This window comes from Bradyrhizobium sp. 2TAF36, assembly GCF_052114925.1.
GTDB classification, from domain to species: Bacteria; Pseudomonadota; Alphaproteobacteria; order Rhizobiales; family Xanthobacteraceae; genus Bradyrhizobium; species Bradyrhizobium barranii.
Map to the genome: position 1 here is coordinate 1 of NZ_JBFRFR010000207.1, position 2,814 is coordinate 2,814.

Consider the following 2,814-nt stretch of genomic DNA (forward strand, 5'->3'; position numbering starts at 1 on the left):
GTTCGCCTTCACCTGCCACCGTTCGCCTTCACCTGCCACCCGCGCCGGGAGCCGGCGCTGCGCTATGCCGAGGGCTCCGCGCCGGCTCCCGCCGCTGCCACCGTCCAACCGGGCAAATCCAACAGCCGGGGCGAACTCAGGACTGGATAAAACTTGGGGGCAAGGTCAAACGAACACCGGCGCGATTTGATCACCGATTTTTTAGTTTGTCCGGGAATGCCGCAGTGGGGCTGGAACCACGCTGCGGCTTTTCCCATTGTGCGACGCAACCCACTTGGAAGTCGCGGCCGCCGGATTGAACCTTCGCAACCAACCGACAGCGGACTTGTTGCCCCCATCACCATCCAAGGCTCTGTCCATAGGCGCCGGTGGCTGAGAGACGAATAGCTCTCCCGCCGGCGTGTCGAATAGCGAGGAACGTTGCCTCCCCGCCGCCGCGCAGGACCGCGGCTCCCCTCCGCTTGTCGTGGCACTGTAAACCGAATACGGTTCGTCATTACGATAATTGGTAGACGATGCGCATACTCGGGGCAGCTATACTCATTGCCGGTTTGCTATTGTGCGTTTCGGATGACGATGGAGAACCCCTCGGCGTCATCCCGATGGTCGCTGGGCTGATCATTCTCGCCCTCGGGGAACGACGTGCAAAGACGCTCGCACTGGCCAAGGTCAAGATGGGCCCGGGGCTCTCGGCCCCCATGCGGAACGCGCTGCTCAAACCCGCACCGGAGCAGTTGAGTCCGGAAGTGCAGGAATTGTTCGAAAGGCTTAAGCGGACGCATTGAGTGTAGGTGGCGTCAACAACGACGCTGCTATGCCGCCGGCCCACGCTACTCTTATTGCTGCGGACTCTCTAGTGGATGAGGTTCGTTCGTACCTTGGCTATGGGATTTGGAGAACTCTGCCCGATGGTCACGGCGGGATCGCGTCGCTGCGCCTCGGCGACTTGATTTCTAAGGTATTCTAGCTCGGATAATTGGGAGGCTAGCTCGGTCATCTGGCGAACAAAGATAACTACGCGATCACTGTGCATTGAGAGCCTCTCGGAGCGCTAAAAAACTTCTTCAATCAATCTGGTGATAATTTGCCATCTTACGTGAAGTGTCGGTGACATCAGACGTTCCAAAAGAACGTCTCTGGTTAGTATCAGCGCGCGAGCAAATTCTCGCCCGCCGACATTAGCCGCACATATGTCCCACTTTCTTGTATTTCGAGCCAGCCATTCTCTACCGCGTGCTTAATGCTGGCGCCAAACTCGCTGCCCTTCCCGCCGAGCTCGAACAGGAACCGCTCGTTGATCCTCTCGATATAGATGCGGCCGTCTTGGACCGGCTCGACGCTGGCCGCGAGCTCGACAAGCTTGCGTGCGGCCGCCTCCGGGTCCGCATAGGGGCGTTCTTGGGAATGCTTCATGCGCCGATGCCTCGGTGAGCGGAGTAGATATGTGCTTCGCAGGCGATCGGAGTTTGTTCACCGCAAAAGCACTTCGACCAGCCACTCGTGTTCTGCGTCGGCATCCTACAACCGTTGCCCCAGATACGGTATTTCCAAGCATGCCAGTCGCGGCTGCGGCGCCAGGTTTCGAAGTTCTCTTCAGTCAATGTCGGCTCGAGCTGAAGCCAGGCGCGTTCGAATTCGGCGCGCGCGGCCGGGTAGCTCTCGGCTGATCCACTCTGGTGTGTGCCCGGTTCGGTGCCAGGGTAGAAGCCGAGATGCCAGCCCCATTGGTCGACGTCTTTTGGAACGCCGGCGCGGGTACCGATCGTGCCGACATGCACCCCAAAGTAGATATGCCAAGTTTCTTGGTGCGAGTTTTCGCTACGGCGGCGGGTGAGGGCGGTATCGGTCATAGCTGGAAGATAGTCGACGACCGAGCGGCATGGCCAGCCGCTGGGGCTCGCGGGTCGGTCTCGAGCGAGCGCAAGGGATTGGTCAACAGCAGGCTATGGCGCCACGCCTCGTGCGACTGATCCCCGCCCCGTGGGCGCACTTCGGTGGGCTCGCTGGCGCGTCGCGCGAGCGTATCGAGGTTTGATCCTCTGGAGTAAATGGGCAGCCGGTTCGCTTGTCGCGCTCAAGACGAAGGCCGCAGCGATCAGCTCGCGGCGGCCCGCGCCGCGTCAAAAATGCCGGGTGAAAAGATCTAAGTGAAATATGGAGCCAGCCCCGGTGAACGGCAACCTACAGCAGCTTTGCCGCTGCGCAATGTCATCTAGGTCACACTTTAGGATAACTAAGTTTGTCAGTTTTCCTGACTGAGATGGGGCTCGCCGGGGCTGGCGAAGGCGAGCCCTCAACCCAAGACCGCGAAAGCTCTCCGGCGGCCCTGACGGACGCAGAAGTCTGCACCTGATCGCGCGGATGCGAGCGTTAAAACAATATCGGAATCTGGCGGGCTCTTCTCACGAAGCGCACCGACAGTGCGCTTCATTTTCCTTCGCAATCTTCGCGACCGGCGTCCGCACAACAGCAAGCATCATCGTCGAGCCGCTCTGACTAGGGCAGCCGTGGCGACCAGGATTGCAACGGTGATAATGCCCGCGGAAACAATTCCTGCTGGCGTAATTCGCCCTTGGCCTTTGAGGCTGATCTTCTCGCCCAAACGCAGCTCATAACCTCCACGGATCTCTTCGGGATGTGTGATGGGGTCTTCGGTCATGGTTCAGTCATCGAGCTACCGTCCTCGAGGCTCATGAAGCGAACGGCATCGCGCCAAGCGGTCAGCGCGGTGTGCAGTTCAATCGCGCGAGGTTTCCTGATCTGTAAACAAGAAACATATCGCCACTGTAGTGGAAATATTCACCAGTGAAGTCC

At 59.4% G+C, this 2,814-nt stretch carries 3 protein-coding genes; all 3 read right to left on the bottom strand.

Going from position 1 to position 2,814, the window contains the following annotated elements; genetic code table 11:
• Positions 1-1,146 precede the first annotated feature (1,146 nt).
• Positions 1,147-1,413, bottom strand: a complete 267-nt coding sequence (locus AB4Z51_RS44660; protein WP_208088055.1) for a hypothetical protein — start codon at positions 1,411-1,413, stop codon at positions 1,147-1,149.
• On the bottom strand, positions 1,410-1,850 hold the full coding sequence (locus AB4Z51_RS44665; RefSeq protein WP_441499738.1) for a hypothetical protein: 441 nt from the start codon (positions 1,848-1,850) through the stop codon (positions 1,410-1,412). The genes AB4Z51_RS44660 and AB4Z51_RS44665 overlap by 4 nt, the downstream gene beginning before the upstream one ends.
• Before the next feature lie 626 nt (positions 1,851-2,476).
• On the bottom strand, positions 2,477-2,659 hold the full coding sequence (locus tag AB4Z51_RS44670; protein ID WP_441499739.1) for a hypothetical protein: 183 nt from the start codon (positions 2,657-2,659) through the stop codon (positions 2,477-2,479).
• Positions 2,660-2,814 lie beyond the last annotated feature (155 nt).